This window comes from Halobacteriovorax sp. RT-2-3 (genome assembly GCF_047085075.1).
GTDB lineage: Bacteria > Bdellovibrionota > Bacteriovoracia > Bacteriovoracales > Bacteriovoracaceae > Halobacteriovorax_A.
This window is the reverse complement of sequence record NZ_JBKIYF010000001.1, coordinates 786,311-799,672: the sequence shown is the minus strand read 5'-3', so window position 1 is coordinate 799,672 and position 13,362 is coordinate 786,311. Positions and strand designations below refer to the sequence as shown.

12 protein-coding genes are annotated in these 13,362 nt (G+C 36.2%); 5 read left to right on the top strand and 7 right to left on the bottom strand.

Translation table 11 applies throughout. From position 1 onward, the window contains the following. Window positions 1–35 precede the first annotated feature (35 nt). Both ACMAYX_RS03640 and ACMAYX_RS03635 read right to left on the bottom strand, forming a co-directional pair. The gene (locus ACMAYX_RS03640) at window positions 36–1,514 is read right to left on the bottom strand and encodes an N-acyl amino acid synthase FeeM domain-containing protein (RefSeq protein WP_412471556.1); all 1,479 of its coding nucleotides are present in this window, start codon (window positions 1,512–1,514) and stop codon (window positions 36–38) included. Window positions 1,515–1,545: 31 nt separating this feature from the next. Beyond that, on the bottom strand, window positions 1,546–2,157 hold the full coding sequence (locus ACMAYX_RS03635; protein ID WP_412469697.1) for a TetR/AcrR family transcriptional regulator: 612 nt from the start codon (window positions 2,155–2,157) through the stop codon (window positions 1,546–1,548). 134 nt (window positions 2,158–2,291) lie between these two features. On the opposite strand from ACMAYX_RS03635, the gene uvrB reads away from it, so the two are divergent. Then, window positions 2,292–4,289 (top strand): excinuclease ABC subunit UvrB, encoded by a 1,998-nt coding sequence (uvrB, locus tag ACMAYX_RS03630; RefSeq protein ID WP_103216877.1) that lies wholly within the window; start codon window positions 2,292–2,294, stop codon window positions 4,287–4,289. Here the strand turns inward: uvrB and ACMAYX_RS03625 are convergent. Beyond that, complete coding sequence (locus ACMAYX_RS03625; RefSeq protein WP_103216878.1) at window positions 4,252–4,764, bottom strand: M48 family metalloprotease; 513 nt, start codon at window positions 4,762–4,764, stop codon at window positions 4,252–4,254. The genes uvrB and ACMAYX_RS03625 overlap by 38 nt on opposite strands. Window positions 4,765–4,879: 115 nt before the next feature. Between ACMAYX_RS03625 and ACMAYX_RS03620 the strand changes: the two genes are divergently transcribed. Next, window positions 4,880–5,275 (top strand): hypothetical protein, encoded by a 396-nt coding sequence (locus ACMAYX_RS03620; RefSeq protein ID WP_103216879.1) that lies wholly within the window; start codon window positions 4,880–4,882, stop codon window positions 5,273–5,275. Further along, window positions 5,253–6,392: a metallophosphoesterase gene (locus tag ACMAYX_RS03615; RefSeq protein ID WP_412471555.1), complete on the top strand. Its 1,140-nt coding sequence runs from the start codon at window positions 5,253–5,255 to the stop codon at window positions 6,390–6,392. The genes ACMAYX_RS03620 and ACMAYX_RS03615 overlap by 23 nt, the downstream gene beginning before the upstream one ends. A gap of 10 nt (window positions 6,393–6,402) precedes the next feature. Here ACMAYX_RS03615 and ACMAYX_RS03610 read toward each other — a convergent pair whose 3' ends face one another. Both ACMAYX_RS03610 and ACMAYX_RS03605 read right to left on the bottom strand, forming a co-directional pair. Next, a complete protein-coding gene (locus ACMAYX_RS03610) occupies window positions 6,403–7,416 on the bottom strand; it encodes an HD domain-containing phosphohydrolase (RefSeq protein WP_412469696.1) in 1,014 nt (337 codons plus the stop codon). After that, window positions 7,413–9,929, bottom strand: coding sequence for a cell envelope integrity protein TolA (locus ACMAYX_RS03605; protein ID WP_412471554.1), 2,517 nt, complete (start codon window positions 9,927–9,929; stop codon window positions 7,413–7,415). Before ACMAYX_RS03605 ends, ACMAYX_RS03610 begins: the two co-directional genes overlap by 4 nt. A gap of 287 nt (window positions 9,930–10,216) precedes the next feature. Here ACMAYX_RS03605 and ACMAYX_RS03600 point away from each other — a divergent pair, with 287 nt between their 5' ends. Then, entirely contained in the window at window positions 10,217–11,050 is an 834-nt protein-coding gene (locus tag ACMAYX_RS03600) for a flagellin (RefSeq protein ID WP_103216883.1), read from the top strand. A 144-nt stretch (window positions 11,051–11,194) separates the two neighbouring features. On the opposite strand, the gene ACMAYX_RS03595 is transcribed toward ACMAYX_RS03600, so the two are convergent. After that, the gene (locus ACMAYX_RS03595) at window positions 11,195–11,539 is read right to left on the bottom strand and encodes a hypothetical protein (RefSeq protein WP_103216884.1); all 345 of its coding nucleotides are present in this window, start codon (window positions 11,537–11,539) and stop codon (window positions 11,195–11,197) included. 89 nt (window positions 11,540–11,628) lie between these two features. Then, on the bottom strand, window positions 11,629–12,036 hold the full coding sequence (locus ACMAYX_RS03590) for a DUF523 domain-containing protein (protein WP_103216885.1): 408 nt from the start codon (window positions 12,034–12,036) through the stop codon (window positions 11,629–11,631). Between the two features lie 134 nt (window positions 12,037–12,170). Between ACMAYX_RS03590 and ACMAYX_RS03585 the strand changes: the two genes are divergently transcribed. Then, window positions 12,171–13,355, top strand: a complete 1,185-nt coding sequence (locus ACMAYX_RS03585) for a hypothetical protein (RefSeq protein WP_103216886.1) — start codon at window positions 12,171–12,173, stop codon at window positions 13,353–13,355. Window positions 13,356–13,362 lie beyond the last annotated feature (7 nt).

Genomic DNA, 13,362 nt, shown 5'->3' with positions numbered 1-13,362 from the left:
CGTTTGTGGGGTAACTTGCAAGCGCTTTATTTTTTTCAAAGACTTTCAAAATATCTTTTTTCAACATTTTCGAGTAACTCTTTTGGTGTAACTTCCATAATGTACTCAGTGTTTCCTTCGTAATTGATTCGCTCGTGAATTGGTTTAAAGCCCCAGCGCTTAAATGAACGGGCCCTAATTTTATCCGCTTCTATGACAATGCGATCAAGGCCCTCTACTTTCTGTGCCGCAAATGTAACGGCCGCTATTAAGTCATTTGCATTGAAAATGGAATCATTCCCATCTACTGCAAAACGTCCAATTTCGGCTATTATTTCACCTCTTTGTCTTTCTACCTCATGGCCAGTAAAGATCTCAAGAGGAAGCTTCTGATTTACTTCTTTTGAAAGAGTAATTGAAATTGTTCCCGAAATATCGATCGAATCTTTTTCTCTAGATAGGTAGCGAATACCAGAATCATCATGACCTTTAAATGAATATTTTATCTGAGAGTTTCGAGCTGCTGCAAGAACGATTGTACGACTTTCTAACTGCTCCGTTATTTCTTTAAGCTTATCTAAGTCTTGGTCTTCGATATTTAGACGATTCTTATATTCATTAAAAAGAAAGTCTCTCACGGTACTGACTAGTTCAGGACGTGATTCATAGTCTCTGATAGCATCAATCATATGAAAGGATGCCTTCACTTCATTATCATCCATATAGGTAAAGCTTTGAATCTTTTTGATCCTTCTTTGAGGTGAGAGAAAGTTTTGATTGTAGTTTAAGCTATTTAAAAAGTTCGCAAACATCGTTTGGTAAGTTATCTCTTCACTCTCATTTGCAGAAATATTAAAGATAGAGTTGCTCGTTGAGCTCGAGTTATCAAAATGTACAAGAGTTCTTGTTCTTCCTTGAGAGTCTACATGAACTGGCTCGTGTAACTTATAAGGGTTATCTCCAAGTTGTGCATATGGGACGTAATTTAATTCTCCACGGTAGAATTTGATAAGAGTATTGATTCGTTGATATTCACCTAGAAGATAATCTGTTATTTCTTTTTCATCTTTCTTATGAGCTTCATAAATAATAGTGCTGATATCATTTTGATACTTATAAAGTTTTGAAATATTATTCTCATATTGCTTTTGATGATAGTCGCTCAGTTGTGAAAGGGGAGTTACCGCCTTTACTTTATCGGCATTAATAAGATGCTGCTGATTAAGAGGAACTTTTAAACTCCCTCTTAAAGTAGTGAAAACTAAGTGGCCATCTTCTATCTTACGATCTAGTCCTGAACGATGAATATAAGAAAGGTTGATCCCCTTATACTTATCTTTCAGATAAGTCATGATTTGTGCAACCTTTGTGTCATACTTAGGATCCGCTCCAAAATTAACAAATTCAGAAATGGCCTCGAGACAAGAATTTGGCCTATTTACACTTGCAATTGAGCGGCGTGCAACCTCGTCTTTACTAAGAATAAAGCTAAGAATTACTAGAATGGAAAATACACAAGATATTAGAATCTTCACCAATAGCTATTCGGAAATTTTACGCTATTCTTTAGTTGTTTAGTCGGTTAATTATCGTCTCAAGCCTTTTTGTGTAGGCTTCAACCTCTTTTTTTGGATCAATTACATTATAAAGGCTTAATATCTGGATGATAGCACCTGTTAGAAATTCATGAATGGCCTGACCAGCAAGCTCAGGGTTTAGGTCTTTTGCGAGCTGCCCATCTTTTTGAGCGCTACGAACGAGGTCGATTATCCTCTGTCTACCGGTGTGAATGAGGTTGGCAGCAGTTTGTGAAACCTTCTTGTCGATAGAAGCGCGATAGTAAAGATAGAGAATCGTTTTGGCCTCATTGGGACGGTCAATGAGCCATTGGAAATTAGCAAGACAATGCTTTTTTAGTTTAGTTAAAGAAGTATCTTCTTCGCAAATTGTGCTTATTACTCTAGCGTGGTTCTTTGTAACGATAAAGTCGAGAACTCCAAGAAAGAGTTGAGACTTATTTTTAAAGTAGTGAAAAACTGCAGACTGGCTAACTCCAAGTGTATTTGCAATCTTTTGAAAAGATGCACCATCAATACCTTTGTGCGCCATCTGATCGATTGCTGTCTCAATGATCGCGATCTTTCTTTTTTCACCTTTAGGTGTTTCACCTACACTCATAATAAACCCTAATAACAATTCGAATTTTTACTATCATATAAACTTTCTATCGAGTTTACAAAAACTAACTTGGTTATATTAATGATAACTCAATTTCGCTGTTTTAAACTATGATAATAAGATAAAATAGGCATATGAGTGAAAATGTATTTAATTTAAAATCGAAGTTTAAGCCTTGTGGAGATCAGCCTGAGGCGATTAAAACAATTGTAGAGAAGCTTACAAGCGGCACTAAGGAACAAACACTTCTTGGTGTAACAGGTTCTGGAAAAACTTTTACCATGGCCAACGTTATCCAAAAGCTAGGAAAGAAAACTCTTATTCTCGCCCATAACAAGACTCTTGCTGCTCAACTCTATGCAGAGTTTCGTGAATTCTTTCCCGATAATGCTGTTGAATACTTTGTTTCATATTATGACTATTACCAACCAGAAGCCTATGTTCCTGGAAGTGACACTTATATTGAAAAAGACTCATCAGTAAATGATGAGATCGATAAACTTCGCCACTCGGCAACTCGTTCACTACTGGAAAGAGATGATGTGATTATCATCTCATCTGTTAGTTGTATTTACGGGATTGGTTCCCCTGATGAGTATGCGAATATGAGAGAGACTCTCTTTGTTGGAGATGAAAAAGATCGCGACGAATTTTTAAAGTCACTTGTTGCAATTCAATATGAAAGAAATGATATCGACTTTGTTCGTGGATGCTTTCGCGTTCGTGGTGATATCGTTGAAATCTTTCCGGCCCACGAGGATTCTAATGTTGTACGAGTTGAGTTCTTCGATGATGAGATTGAGAGTATTACAATTGTTGATCCTTTAAGAGGAACAAAGATACAAGCACTACAGAAGGTGACAATCTATCCAAAGTCTCACTATGTTGTTGGAGAGGAAAGAATGGAGCATGCTTTGGAGACTATTAAAGTTGAGCTTCGTGAAAGACTACAGGAATTAGAAAAACAAAATAAACTGGTAGAAAAGCAAAGACTTGAACAAAGAACACTTCTTGATATCGAAATGCTTGAAGAGATGGGCTTTTGTTCTGGTATTGAAAACTACTCGCGCCATATGACAGGAAGTGAGCCTGGTGATCCTCCTCCGACTCTCATTGATTTTTTTAGAAAAGACTTTCTTATGATTATTGATGAGTCCCATATTACTGTTCCTCAGGTTGGAGGGATGTATAGGGGAGATAGAGCAAGGAAGTTAAATCTTGTGGATTATGGCTTTAGACTTCCATCAGCACTTGATAACCGTCCTTTAAACTTTGAAGAATTTAAGACAAAGTTAGACGATATTCTTTATGTCTCAGCGACTCCTGGAAATTATGAGTTAGAGAGAACTCACGGTGAGTTTGTTGAACAAATCATTAGACCAACTGGCCTTCTCGATCCAATTATCGAAGTTAGGGATGCTACCAATCAGGTTGATGACCTCCTTGTTGAAGTAAGAAAAATCATAGAAAAAGGTCAAAGAGTTTTAATCACAACACTAACGAAGAAGTTAGCTGAAGAGCTAACTAATTTCTATCATGGTAGTGGAATTAAAGTGAAGTATCTTCATAGTGATATCGATACAATTGAGCGAGTTGAAATCATTCGCGATCTTAGACTTGGGGAGTTTGATGTTCTTGTTGGTATTAACTTATTAAGGGAAGGACTTGATATACCTGAGGTTTCTCTTGTCGCAATTTTAGATGCAGACAAGGAAGGCTTCTTAAGATCTGAGAGATCACTCGTTCAGACAATTGGACGTGCCGCTCGAAATAGTGATGGTAAGGTTCTTATGTATGCGTATCAAACGACAAAATCGATGGAGCGAGCAATAGGTGAAACGAAAAGGCGTCGTGCTATTCAGATGGAGTATAATGAGGCCAATGGAATCACTCCTCAAACTATTTTGAAAGAGGTATCTGGTGGTGTTATCGAGACTCTTCGAGGAAATAAGAAGAAAGGTAAGAAGAGTGGACCTAAAGAAGTCTCGATGTCTCCTGAAGAAATTAAGAAGCGTATCGCTGAGCTTAAGCTAGAGATGAAAGAAGCTTCAAAGGATCTTCGATTTGAAGATGCAGCTAAAATAAGAGATGAAATTAAGTTCTTAAACGAATCATTTCTAGTCTTTGGCTAACTTCCGTTGTAATTGGCATACCCTTTAAGAAATTAAATAGTCCAAGAGCATGGCCATGACGAATAGAGAACTCATCTGCTTCAATTTGTTTTGTCATCTCTCCAATTTGTGACCTCATTGTAAAATGACGATAGTAGAGGTGACCTAATTCATGGAAGATAACTGCTTGGGCCATTTCGTTATCTGCTGAACGAATCAATTTTAGTAATTGAGGGTAAATAAGAACAAATGTTTTATCTCCATGTGAAGGAATAACACTTGAGTACATTCCTTGGCTTTCGAGAAAAACTAATTGTCCATATGAGGCCAAGCTCTCACATTCTTCTTCATCGAGTTGTCCAAGTATATCTTGAAAGAATCTAAAAATATGTGGATTTGAAACGATCCAGTGGTGTGCTGGATCAGAAAAGTCCACTAATGGTAGGTTTTGTTCTTCAGTATTCTTTGTAAATGTTTTCTTTATTGCGTTTATCATACAAGATTCATCGGTATGAATCTTAAATGACATCACTTTCAGCGTGTAAATGATGATTACTAGGTAAGCTTTGCCAGCTATAATCTATAAAATATTAAATAGTTACAATATAAATATGAATAATAAACGATTAAGCTTCTTTCTTTTCTCAATTTTTTTTAGCTTCTTTTTAACAAAAGAAGTATTTGCACAACAGAGAATGGAGAGGGCCGAGGCATTTATAGTTACGGCCATGCCTAGTTATTACAAAGTAATTTCCCCTGCAAAAATGAGAAATGGGAGAGTTGCAGTTATTGTTCAAAATAAAACCCTTACTCCGATTCGCGGCAAGTTTGTTGATGAGTTTGATAAGAATTTAAAATTTATTACAGTAAAGTCAGACATGGAAGTAAGTGTTGAATTTGATTTTAATACCAAGAAAAGATTTTTCTTCGTTCCACTAGATCCTGCTTTTCAAAAAATCGTCTTGAATATAGGTAAATCGGCATATGAGATTCCTTCGCAAAAATAATTCAAAGAAAACCATTATTGTAATCTCTGATGTTCACCTCGGAGCAGGCGAGTATGTTGATGGTGTAAGAAACTATCTTGAAGATTTTCACTACGATGAAGAACTTGTGGATTTTCTCGAATATTTTAGTAAAGAAGAATATTCAAATAAAGAAGTTGAATTAATTATTAATGGAGACTTCTTTGATCTTTTGGCCGTTCCTTATATCAAGGTATATGATGACGAATTTTGGTCTGAAGAGTCTTCATTAAAAAAATTAAAAATGATTCTTGAGGCCCATAAAGAAGTTATGCAGGCCCTTAATGATTTTTTGAAAACAAAGAATAAGAAAATTACTTTCATTATAGGTAATCACGATGCTGAGCTTGTTTTTAAATCACTACAGGATCTTGTTTTATCTTACTTTGACGAAAATATACGATCAAAATTTGAAATACGTCACCTAAATGATGAGTATCGTCCTGCTGATCGAGTTGTTCTTAAGCATGGCCACGAGTATGAGATTGCTCATACCTTTGATGAAGAGCATTGTATTATCGAAGATGAGTCTGGTAAGCGCTATTTTAATCCTCCGTGGGGATCTTATTACGTCACAAGAGTAATCAATAAGTTTAAAGAGGAGCGAGATCACGTAAATGCTGTAAGACCTATCAATAAGTTCTTAATTAATGGACTTATTTACGATACATTTTTCACGCTGCGCTTTATGCTCGCAAACGTTATCTATTTCATCATGGTTCGTTCAATTTATCTTTTTAAGATAAGTGATAATTTTGGTGATTGGTTAAAACTATTCTTTAAGGAATTAGCACTCTTTCAAGATTACGAATCTCTGACTTTCGATTATCTACAGCAAGCAGAAGATACAGATGTGCTAATTGTTGGTCATACGCATGAGCCGATTTGTCGTACCTATTCTAATGGTAAGACATTTATAAATACTGGAACATGGACTCGTATGTATAATCTCGATTTTGGAAAGGGAACTGGAACGACTCAGTTAACTTTCGCTAAGATTGAAGTTATGGATAATAAAAATGATAATGAAACGAGTATTCAGGCGAATCTTCACACTTGGATGGGAAGAAATACACTTCCGTACGGAACATTTAATTAATAACTAATAATTAAAGAGATAGTATGCTTGTTACATGAGGCTTTATACGGCCGCTGTAATTGACATTGAGTCCTCTAACTCCTGCTCCAGCATCAATCATATAAACAACACTACTTAGAGATGTTTTTTCTCCGGTAATCAGTCCGTAGCTAAATTCCATGATGTGAGAGACAAACTCAAGGATCTCACTGCTTAGGCCAAGGCCTGCTTGTGATATTTGATCGGGCATTCCTGAACCATCATATTTTTCATGATGAGTATCAATGAGTTTCTTACACTCTTCACTTAACTTAATACCGCTTTGATCAATAAACATACGACTAAATTTAACATGTTTGTAATATTGCTCTCTTTGATCGTGAGTGATTTCAGTTTGATTGCCATGAATGATATTAGGCGATATTTGAGTAAGGCCAATATTTGCTAGGAATGAAGCACATACTAGGTCTGCAAGATCTTGTGGGTTATCAATCATCATTTTCTTCGCAAAGAAATAACTGAGAGCGACGATTCTATTTGTCAGATTATCTTTATTCATATGCACACCTGCAAAGTGACGTGCAAGAGATACAGTGTGGCTTATATCAATTGAAAAAAGCATGATTTCTTTTTGGGCCCTAAGTATGATAGGTAGAAAGTCATCCTTATCGATTGCTTTTGAGACCATACTGCGAAGAGGGGGAAGTGCGATATGTTCGCTTATCCTTTGTTCCTCAATAATGTCTTCGTACTCTTTTAAAATTTCAATCTTCTGCTTTGTTTCTTCAATAACTCTTGGTTCAATCTTATCGAGTTCTCCAACTGTGGCCAAATAAGTCATTCTCTGGGAAAGCTTTACTGCGATCTTACCTTTATTACTATCTTCAATATAACGTAGTAGTTCATAACTATCATTTGTTAATGGAGTATTGGCCTTTAGTGATAAATTATATGTTTTATCTTTCAAGTTGTAGACATAGAGTGAAAAAGGAAAAGTTTTAATGTCTTTTAGTGAACTTAATTTGATAAAGAAATATGCCCTCATTTCTTACCTCCAAAGATTCCTTTAAAGAGACCACTAACAGATTCTGTAATGGATGAGCTCTTTTTTGATTCAATCTTCTTAGATGCTCGATCTTCTCCACTAAGGTAGCTTCCCTTGATTACTTGTAGACATTGTTCGACTCTTTTTGGATTTTCATTTGATCTTGCAATTTCACCCTTGGAAGTCAGAAATAGAATGAAGTTATGGTATTTTCCATTTTCTATGATTGGTATGTGATAGTAGAGCAGCTCACTTTGAAATGTTGTATCATTCCAACTAGGTTTTCTCTTTGCTTTTAAAACATTCTTTATGGCCTCGAAGCGATCATCAACATCTTCATTGCCTAGAATACACTCATTTTGAATATTATAAATGACGACAGTTCCAATGCAAAAAGTATTTATATATTCATTTGTGAAGCTTTTTACTGCGTCACCATCAATAACAAAATTCATCGCCTCGATAAAAAAGTTCATATCTTTTGGATCTGGAATAAAGATTGCGCCTAGGGCATCTTCAATTTCTTGTTCATTTTTCAGCCTCTCTGCTTCAGCATCGGCCAGTGCCTTTGCTTGTTGTGCTTCAAGTGCTCTTTTTCTTTCTTCTTCCTGCTTTTTTCTTGCATCTTCTTGTTGTTGCTGAATCTTTAATTGTTCTGCTAGACGATTTGCTTCTTCTCTTTTTTTAGCAGCAAGCACATCCTGAGATTCGGAGAATTTTATTTCTAATTCTTCTTTCGAACCACCTTCGTATTCAGGTTGTTTATCAAGGTTTGAGTAATCAATAGTTTGCTCGCCAAGATCACCCTTCTTTTCGTATTCAATAGTTGGTCCAGGAGGTCTTGTTACTTCTTCGTTTTCGGCCTTGTTATCTAAATTAAGATCTAAATTATGTACATTTTCATACTTTTTATTTTTCTCTTTAGAGTGCGCATCGAGAGAAGCAAATAGATCTTCATTGTCTCTATTATTTGTCTGATTATCACGAGAACCATTATTCTTACTCATTGCCAGATCGGCACTGTCTTTCGATTTACCTTGGAGACCTTTCTCGTTATCAATAAGTTCATCATTAGATGAAGACTGCATTCCTTGTTGATCTCTTCCCTTAGAAGTGGTCTTATTTGACTGTAGCTCTTCTAATGTTTTCAATAAGTCATCATCAAAATCGTCATCACTATAATCAGTATCGCTTTGTGTAGGAGTAAGCTTTCCACTAAGATTTGGTCTGCTCGTTTTGCTATCATTTAAGTTTGATTTTTTTATATTATCAAGACTTGCAAAGAGGTCTTCGTCGGTATCTTTTTCATTTTCTACATTATCTAATGTTGCGGAGATGCTACCTTTAAGTGAACCATCTTTCTCATTCGATTTATTTGTCGCATTTTTAACTTTATCGAGACTTGCAAAGAGGTCTTCGTCAGTATCTTTTTCGTCTTCAATATCATCAAGAGTAGGAGATAGCTTACCTTGAAGGCTTCCACCAAGGTCATCGGCTTTATTTGCTGATTTTTTGACAGTATCAAGACTCTTGAAAAGATCGTCTTCGAAATCATCGTCTTCAATGTCATCTAATGTTGGAGATAAACTCCCCTTAAGTTGTCCACTTTGCTGGCCTGAGTTTTGTGAACTCTTTTTTACACTATCAAGACTTTTAAAAAGGTCCTCATCAAAGTCGTCTTTATCTTCATCATAGTCATCTAAAGTAGGGGATACTTGTCCTTTTAGACTTCCTCCTAGATCCTTATTTGATTTACTTGATTGCTGTTCAAGGCTTTTAAAGAGATCCTCTTCAAAATTTATCTCAGGAGTGTTGTCGGCCTTATTATTCTTTTCTAATGAGCCTTTAAGATGGCCACCTTCTTGATTATTTTGCTTTTGGTGTGCACTTAAGTCTTTTAATGACATTCCTTGTTCTTTAATTTCGTCATCATCACTATAATCTGCATATGTACTATCATCAAAGACATCCTTATTAGCTTTTTGAGGAGCTGCCTTTGAAACATTTCCCTTTAAGTGCCCACCATTATTATTTCTTTCGGCCTCTTTCTTATCTTCATAATTTCTTTCTTCGAGTGCTGCTTTATCTTCACCACTTCGAAACTCCATTTCTGCTGTTTCTTCGGCCTTCTTTAAAGATCTTAATATAAGATTTACTTTATACTCTAACGTTTTTGCAGGAACAGGTTCTTGTATATACTCTGTTAATCCAATCTTTCTAAATTTTTCTAGAGTTTTAGGAGGCACAGCTTTCGAGTTAATCAGAAGTACTTTTACATTATTTTTATGAATGAATTTTCTTAGCGGTTGAATACATTGAGCTGTCTTTTTAGGACTACAGGCAATCGTTAAAGACTGGCCGATAGTTGGGATTAGTTGATTATATTCCTCGGGACTTTCAACTTCATATATTTCGATACCCTCTGCTTCTGCAGATGCCTCAATAGACTCTTTTAGCTTCTTTACTGCTTCAGTAAGAGGCTCAAGAAAAATGAGCGGTTTCCCTTCTTCCATATAGCTTATTATCGGTAAATCATTTAATTTATTTATGTACTTATCATTATAGAGTCCAAAAAAATTAATGATTTTCGAAACTTTCCTTAATTTTAGAAAATGTAAAAAAAAATCTAAAATAATTTAATATTTTCCTAAAGCTTTCATTTTCACCTCCGAGAAGATTCATGTTAGGTCAGAAGACTTAATTAAAAAGTTAATAAAATTCACAAGAGCAGTATGCTCATTGTTCCAATGGTCGGGACAACCCTGAGTACGGGGGGGAAATAGATCACGGAGGTATCACAATGGGTATGCGTATTAACACAAATGTAACGTCTTTAGCTGCACAAAGATCATTAGGTCTAAGCAACAACGCTCAATCAAAATCTTTAGAAAAACTTTCATCTGGTACAAGAATTGTACGTTCAGCTGACGATGCTGCAGGTCTTGCGATTTCTGAGAAATTAAAAGGGCAAATTAGATCAACTAATCAAGCAGAAAGAAACGCGAATGACGGTATTTCAATGATTCAAATCGCAGAAGGTGGTCTGAATGAAGTATCAAACATCTTAGTAAGACTAAGAGAACTATCTGTTCAATCAGCATCGGACACAGTAGGTGACACTGAGAGACAATTTACTGATCTTGAGTATCAAAACCTTAAGCAAGAGATCCAAAGAATTTCAGAAGTTACTGAGTTTAACGGAAAGAAACTTCTAACTGGTGCTGGTGATAAGTTTGATATCCAAATCGGTATTAATAATGATGATTTCCAAGATAGAATTCAATTCGATACGAATGTACTGAACTCTTCTCTGGAAAACCTAGGTGTAGCAGACCTTGAAGTTGGCTCGAAAGAGGGTGCTCAATCTGCTCTTGCAAACCTAGACTCTGCAATCGAAAGTATTGCAGGACAAAGAGCTGAGCTAGGTGCTAAGCAAAATAGATTAAATTCTACAATTAACAACCTACAGATCAGTTCAGAAAACTTAAGTGCTGCTAACTCTCGTATCAGAGACACTGACTATGCAGCTGAGACAGCGAAGAAAGCTAAGAATGATATTCTTGTTAACGCTGGTTCTTCAGTACTTGCTCAGTCTAACTCTCAAGGTGCTGCAGCTCTAAAACTAATTGGTTAATTAAAACCACTATAATTACTGCAAAAGGATTGCCCCGCGAATGCGGGGCTTTTTTATGTCCAGGATGGACGGTATGTCGGCGAGAGGCAGGAGCCGAAGCCGACGAGTTTGCGTGCATCCGCAGAAGCACAAACCACAGTTTAACTAATGCGTAAACTCAGATTGCATTTCAGTATTGATTAAAAGCTCAACACCAAGGCCATCTAGAGCATCGAGAACTTCATCAAATTGGTCTTTTACGATAGTAATAGTCTCATTATTAAAATTTTCATTTAAATGATTTTGTAATAGGGCAAGATAATTTGCCGCTTCAATACTTCCAAGAGAAATTGAATCATTGATGAGATGATTAAATTTCATATTAATGATTGATTGAAAGTTATCCCAGTCTTCTGGATTCACTTTTAAGTATTCAAGCTGATGACTAAGGTGCTTCATTCGACCTTGTAAATTTCTTGCTTGAAATTTCTTTAGTTCTAATTCATTCATCTAGACCCTCCTAGTGTTCTAGTAGGTCTATCTTAATTGATTTATTAATTGAGATGTTACAGCTTTGTTAGATGTGTGAAAACTTTGGATTAGTCGATGGCCTCAACTTGAATACCGTTCTCTTTTAGCTTCTTGGTAAATTCGCCATCACCTTCAATTAGGTTTCCTGAAAAATTCCCATCGTAAACAAGTCCAGCACCACACATTGGTGATTTTGATTTTAGCAGTGCCTTTGTGCATGAGTTTTCTAGTGCAATTTCTAGAGATCTTTGGGCCCCAAGCTCATAGTTGATGCTGACATCATTTCCATCGATAGTGATGAGCTTTCCATCGACATTCTCTGCGGGTGGCCTTGGAGTGGGAAGGCCTCCTAGTTCTTCAGGACAGACAGCAATGGCCTTGCCTTGAGCAACGAGGTCACTTATAAGTTGTTGTTTTTTGTGCTCTCCGTCATATCGACATTTTTTGCCGGCCAAGCACGCGCTTACGATCATCATATTTAACAAGAATACGTTAAAATCGTCGATTTTGCCACTGTGTGTCGAGGATTCTTGAATAATTTACAATATCATATTTGGGTATCCTATTTATGGTAAAAAATCGGACTAAATGAAGTTTTTGGAGACGAACTTTGCTTAAGGCAATAACACTTTCAATCATCTCACTACTTGTTCTGTGTTCATGTGGAACTCCAGGTGGAGAAGATGGTGCTAAAAAGAATGTTACGAGACAGACCTCGAAATTAGAGACCTCAACAAAGGTTAAATTCGACTGTTTCGAAGAGGGTCAGTGTACTGACTCATTTGTGCTATTTATTAATAGTTCAAGTGAGTTTCCTAAGTATTGTACTGGCTATATGGCCGATGAGCAGCACATGGTTGTTCCTTCTCATTGTGTGACCGATGCCAGCTGTAGTTCAATTGCAGCAAAAACAACAAACGGCCGCGTCTATCAATGTGGTGAAATTCTAGAAGATCAATCTCAATTCAACGAACAAAATACTTACAACGGAAACTTTACAACTATTAGACTCAAGGAGGCCATTCCTGGAGACTATGCCGCTGTTTCTGAAAATAAGATGAGTGATTTTAGCTATTATCAACTTTGGTTCGTTAAAAAGAAACTTGATAATACAGGTTATGAACTTAACCGTATGAGATACAACTGCCGTAAAACAAATAATAATGTTTTATTCCCAAATAATAACAAAGAATCTTCTGCCGTTGCGATGAAAAATTGTAATATTCGTGATGATTCTATGGGGGCCGGTGTCGTTGATACGAGAACTGGTGATGTTCTTGGCCTTGTGCACGGATCAGTTAATGAGGATAAAACATTTAGGCGCTTCATGCATGGTAGAAAGGGGTCAACCCTTACGATCGCAACACCAATTAAGTGTGTGATTAAGAAATTTAATATCGCAAATTACAACTCTGATGACACTCAATATTGTGATGAACCAGTCTTTCGCCCAGGAACGGCACAGCACTCTCAAAAATTATCTCAACTTTTTAGATTTAATAATCGCAATATTAGCTATGTCTTTACGAGGTTAGCTGGAATAGGAGAGGACTTTCTTAAGTATCGTGAGTACTTTGCTTTAAGTTATGAAAGTGTTCCTTATCAATACCCAAGGGTGAGAATTTGTGAATTTCAACCTTTCTTAAATCGTAGTTACGAAATCTACGGACGTGATTTTATCACAACATGTATTGATTCTAATTTGGATATTGTGTTTAAAGAAAGTCACTTTGAAAAATCATTCTCGATTTACGATGACTTTGGAGATATTGCACTAAAAGTTTTATACAAATAAAAAAAAG